We start from the raw sequence: 3,375 nt of genomic DNA, 5'->3' as shown, positions 1-3,375 counted from the left end.
ATCGCGGGCAGCTCGCTCCTGATCAACACCATCGAAGGCTACCTGCTGGTGCCGTTGGCCACCAGCAAGGCCAGCAGCATGAATCCGGTGGCGGTGTTCATCGGCGTGCTGGCCTGGGGCTGGCTGTGGGGCGTCTGGGGCCTGCTGCTCGGCATCCCGATCCTGATCGCCGTGAAAGCGGTGTGCGACCGGGTGGACCACCTCAAGCCGGTGGGCGAGCTGCTCGGGAATTGATGCCTTCTTTCCCTCCCCCTCTGGGGAGGGCAGGGTGGGGGCGCCCCTTCACGCCAGGGAGCCTCAAGGCCCGTGCCGGTGCGCGGCCAGCCGCGGCTCGCGGTCCAGCAGGCGGTCGGTGGCCGCGGCGCCGATCCACATCGAGCCCAGCGCCAGCCAGGCCGTAAGCGAGAAGATGGCGCCGCCGCTCACGCCCGCGCCCACCGCGCAGCCGCCCGCCAGCATGGCGCCGAAGCCCATGGCGAGGGCGCCGGCGATGTAGCGGCGCATGCTGTAGCCGTCCTTGAAGCCTTCCAGCCGAAGTTGCCCGGCCAGCGCCGCACCGAGGAAGGCGCCGGCGAACACGCCCGGCAGCAGGCCGAAGTCGAAGCCGGGCGCCGGCGCCGGCGCGGAAACCACCCGCATCAGCCATTCCGCCGAAGGGCCGCTGAAGGTGATGCCCTGCACCGGCACCACCTGGAAGGAGCTCGCGGCCACACTGGCCGTGAAGGCCCAACCCAGGGCCACCGCGAGGCCGGCGCCGATGCCGCCGATCCACTTCCAGCGGGCGCGGCCGCTGCGCAGCGCGTACCAGAGCGCCGCCAGCAGCCACAGGAAGCCGAAGGCGAGCCCGGCCCAGCGGCTCGCGTGCACCACGGAGAGCAGGTCGCGCGCCGGGCCACCTTCCACCGTCCACCAGCCGCTGATGGCCTGGCGCAGCGGCGCGAGCACGCCGCCGAGCGCCGCCTGCGCGGTGACGGCGAAGATCAGGCCGGAGAGCAGGGCCCGCAGGTTGCCGGTGGCCGACAGCACCAGCAGGCGGCTCGCGCACCCGCGCGCCAGCACCATGCCGGCGCCGAACAGCAGGCCGCCGACGATGGCGCCCGAGAGGCTGCCGCGGGCGGCGAGCTGGCGCGTGCCGCTCACGTCCACCGCGCCGGCCAGCAGCAGCGCCTGGACGCCGACGACGGCGGCGGAGAAGGCGAGCAGCCACACGGCGAGCTTCTCGCCCGGCTCGCGGCGGGCGAACTCGATCACCGCCGCGCGCAGGCAGAAGCCCGAGCGCTGGGCGAAGAAGCCGAACGCGAGGCCGATGACGGCGCCGCCGCCCGCCAGCAGCGGCTGCTCGCCGGCACGTTCCACCAGGGGCAACAGGTCCATCGCGTGCCAGCGTCCCATGAAATCAGTAAATAAGTGAATAATGATATTCCCGAACTGGCGCGGCGCCGCCGCGCGCGGTAAGTTCCGCCCCACCGGCCGCTGCGCCGGCCATCCAGGAGAAGCCCCCTCATGTCCCGATTCGCGCGGTTGCTCGCCGCTTTCGCTGCGTTGTGCCTGCTGGCGCTGCCCGCCTTTGCCGACGGCGTCGTCTACCACGTCGACGACGCCGAGGCGCAGGCCACCAAGGCCCTGCGCAACATCCGCAACCACCTCGACGTCGCGCCCGACACGAAGATCGTGGTGGTCACGCACGCCGCCGGCGTCGACTTCCTGATGGAAGGCGCGCGCGACCGGCGCAACCCCGACATCGACTACCCGTCGCTGGTGAGCGCGTTGAAGGCGCGCGGCGTGCGCTTCGAGGTCTGCGAGATCACCTTGCGCAACCGCAAGCTGCGGCAGGACCAGTTCATCCTCGACGCGGAGTTCACCCCTTCGGGCGTGGTGCGGATCGGGCAGCTCCAGTCGCGCGACAAGTACGCCTACATCAAGCCTTGAAAGTCGCCGGCAGGCGCTGCCGCGCACACTTGCTACCATCCGCATGAAGCGAACAATCGGGATCCAGCATGGCGAGGAGACAGTCCAGCAGCGAGGTCGAATCGGACGAGGTCTTCGTCATGGCCGCGGAGATCTTCCGGGTGATGGCCGCGCCGATGCGTCTGAAGATCATCAGCTGCCTCTGCAACGGCGAGAAGAACGTCAGCCAGCTGCTGGAGGAGATCGAGACCACCCAGCCCAACATGTCGCAGCACCTCAACACGCTCTACCAGGCGGGGGTGATCGGGCGCCGGCGCGAGGGCGTGCAGATCTTCTACCGCATCATCAACGACCGCGTGGTGACGCTGTGCCGCGCGGTGTGCATGCAGATCGCGATCGAGAGCGACCTGAAGTCCTGAAGACGGCGGCGCGGCGGCTGTGCGCCGGCGGGCGGGTTCTGCTGGCCTGCACGCTGGCCGGCCTGTTGGCGCTGCCCGCCGCTGCGCAGGAGGCAACTCAGGGGGCGGCGCCCGCAGGGACGGAGGCCGCGACGCAGGCAGGGGCGCCGCGCAAGGTGGCGCCACAGCAGGTTTCCCGCTCCGCCTGGTTCGTGCAGGGCGAGGCGGCGCTGGGCAGTCCCGCCAACCGCAATTTCATCTCCAACGCCGGCTTCGTCGTCACGCCGGCGGGCGTGGTGGTGATCGACGCGCTCGGTTCGCCCGCGCTGGCGCGCGAGCTGCTGCAGGAGATCGCGCGCATCACGCCGCTGCCGGTGACGCACGTGATCGTCACGCACTACCACGCCGACCACGTCTACGGCCTGCAGGAGTTCCGCCGCCGCGGCGCGCGCATCCTGGCCCAGCGCGGCGCGCTGGAGTACCTGCACTCGGAGACCGCAGCGGCGCGGCTCGCGGCCTCGCGCGTCGACCTGGCACCCTGGATCGACGCGCAGACGCAGCTCGTGACGCCGGACGAATGGATCGACGGCGCGCGCGAGCTGGTCGTGGGCGGCACGCGCTTGCAGTTGCAGCCCGTGGGCCCCGCGCACACGCCGGAAGACCTGGTGGTCTACCTGCCGGCCGAGCGGGTGCTGTTCGCCGGCGACATCGTGTTCCGCGGCCGCGTTCCCTTTGTCGGCCAAGCCGACAGCCGGCACTGGATCGCCTCGCTCGACCTGCTGCTTCGCTTCGATGCCGACGCGGTGCTGCCCGGCCACGGGCCGCGCTCCGACTCGGCGCGCGCGGACCTGCAGCTCACGCGCGACTACCTGGCCTACCTCCGCGAAACCATGGGCGCCGCCGCGCGCGACATGGATCCCTTCGACGAGGCCTATGCGCGCACCGACTGGTCGCGCTTCGAGCACCTGCCGCTGTTCAAGGCGGCCAATCGCATGAATGCCTACAACACCTACCTGCTGATGGAGCGGCAGCAGAAGTAGTGTCGATCCGGGTTTGTCCCGATCGGAAA

General features: G+C 71.0%; 5 protein-coding genes. 4 read left to right on the top strand and 1 reads right to left on the bottom strand.

Features of this window, described 5'->3' with window-relative positions:
- Positions 1–234 (top strand): AI-2E family transporter (locus tag VFM98_RS12950; protein ID WP_325110335.1); only part of this gene is annotated, 234 nt, incomplete at its 5' end.
- 63 nt (positions 235–297) lie between these two features.
- On the opposite strand, the gene VFM98_RS12945 is transcribed toward VFM98_RS12950, so the two are convergent.
- Entirely contained in the window at positions 298–1,392 is a 1,095-nt protein-coding gene (locus tag VFM98_RS12945) for a YeeE/YedE family protein (RefSeq protein WP_325110334.1), read from the bottom strand.
- 111 nt (positions 1,393–1,503) lie between these two features.
- On the opposite strand from VFM98_RS12945, the gene VFM98_RS12940 reads away from it, so the two are divergent.
- The 3 genes from VFM98_RS12940 (at position 1,504) to VFM98_RS12930 (ending at position 3,346) form a co-directional block, all read left to right on the top strand.
- Positions 1,504–1,929, top strand: a complete 426-nt coding sequence (locus VFM98_RS12940) for a DsrE family protein (protein ID WP_325110333.1) — start codon at positions 1,504–1,506, stop codon at positions 1,927–1,929.
- A 68-nt stretch (positions 1,930–1,997) separates the two neighbouring features.
- Positions 1,998–2,327 (top strand): metalloregulator ArsR/SmtB family transcription factor, encoded by a 330-nt coding sequence (locus VFM98_RS12935; protein WP_325110332.1) that lies wholly within the window; start codon positions 1,998–2,000, stop codon positions 2,325–2,327.
- A 155-nt stretch (positions 2,328–2,482) separates the two neighbouring features.
- A complete protein-coding gene (locus tag VFM98_RS12930; protein ID WP_325110331.1) occupies positions 2,483–3,346 on the top strand; it encodes an MBL fold metallo-hydrolase in 864 nt (287 codons plus the stop codon).
- Positions 3,347–3,375 lie beyond the last annotated feature (29 nt).

Source organism: Ramlibacter sp. (genome assembly GCF_035706265.1).
Taxonomy (GTDB): Bacteria; Pseudomonadota; Gammaproteobacteria; order Burkholderiales; family Burkholderiaceae_C; genus Ramlibacter.
This window is presented reverse-complemented; position numbering and strand designations above follow the sequence as displayed.

Coding starts and splice junctions, on each gene's coding strand:
- VFM98_RS12945 (WP_325110334.1), bottom strand. CDS start 1,392: ATGGGACGCTGGCACGCGATGGACCTGTTGCCCCTGGTGGAACGTGCC.
- VFM98_RS12940 (WP_325110333.1), top strand. CDS start 1,504: ATGTCCCGATTCGCGCGGTTGCTCGCCGCTTTCGCTGCGTTGTGCCTG.
- VFM98_RS12935 (WP_325110332.1), top strand. CDS start 1,998: ATGGCGAGGAGACAGTCCAGCAGCGAGGTCGAATCGGACGAGGTCTTC.